Here is a 1060-nt window from a genome sequence, read left to right as displayed (position 1 = left end):
TGTAGGTTTGTCAATCATATTGGACACTATTATTAAGAAATTCGATAGGCGAAAACCATTTGAGGGGACGCATAGGACGGTTGTTTGTTCGACTTAAACGTGCAGCTAGCTGCACGTTTAAGTCGTCGCAGGAATAAAACCTATGGCACGAATAGAATTTGTTGTGATCTTCTCGGTGACTGCGCTCTACTTTGCCATTGTGCCTAGGCGTATATGGACGAATGAGTTTGTGTTCAATGCCAAGTTGTGAGAGCGTATTCTCAAACAGCGTTTTCTTGTCTCTTTTGCTTGGCGAAAAGCGGTTAGTAAATTCAAATCCATTGTCGGTCTGAATACATTTCACCGTTATTCCTCTGCGTTTGTACCATTTCACCAGCCTTTTTACAAAGTCTGCTGAAGAATAGGTGCTTTGCTCCTCATATCCGTATAAAAATCTTATCCTGGTATACTCATCGATCGCCGTGTATTGGTACAGCTTCATCTCTGGGTCAGCTATACACTTTCTCGGAACTACCTTTACGTCCACCTGAACACGTTCTCCGGGGTATGTCATCTGCTCGTATGGCTTTGGTTTATACGTCGCTTTCTTCGGCTTTTTCGGAAGCATTCCTAGTTTTTTCATAACCCTGTAAAGACTTTCAAGACAGCGTGTATACCCTTGTTTCCTGAGACGATGCCATAGTTCGGGAAGCTCAAGTGTCGGGTTCCGTTTGTGATACCTTTTGATAAGATCTATTTCTTCCTTGGTATGCTCATTGGGATGATGATGCGGTCGGCGTGATTTAACTGCAAGGGACTCCACACTTCCGTCCCAGCGTTTCAGCCAGAAATATATATATGAACGTGATTTATTGTATTTTCTGCTCGCTCGGCTCACTCCATATTTCTTTGCGTAATTCATTAAGGATTGACGAAACTTCATATCTTGTGTTATACTATTCATGAGAGATAGGCTTCCTTTCTGATTTGAATTTGGTGTGGTAACTTTATTTTATCAGATTTTTGTCTATCTCTCTTTTCTTTTTTCTTAATTTTGTCCAATATCTATTGTAGCACTACA

At 41.0% G+C, this 1060-nt stretch carries 1 protein-coding gene; it reads right to left on the bottom strand.

The genetic code is table 11. The features are described 5' to 3' along the window. Positions 1-10 precede the first annotated feature (10 nt). Positions 11-901, bottom strand: a complete 891-nt coding sequence (locus DW015_RS05990; RefSeq protein ID WP_242993229.1) for a DDE-type integrase/transposase/recombinase — start codon at positions 899-901, stop codon at positions 11-13. Between the last annotated feature and the right edge of the window lie 159 nt (positions 902-1060).

The sequence above is a fragment of the Ruminococcus sp. AF37-20 genome (assembly GCF_003460465.1).
GTDB lineage: Bacteria > Bacillota > Clostridia > Oscillospirales > Ruminococcaceae > Hominimerdicola > Hominimerdicola aceti.
Note: the sequence above shows the minus strand (reverse complement) of the source record. Positions and strands in the feature narration are given on the sequence as shown.

Bases quoted from the DNA above. Each gene is read 5' to 3' on its own strand.
- DW015_RS05990 (WP_242993229.1), bottom strand. From the start codon at position 901: ATGAATTACGCAAAGAAATATGGAGTGAGCCGAGCGAGCAGAAAATAC.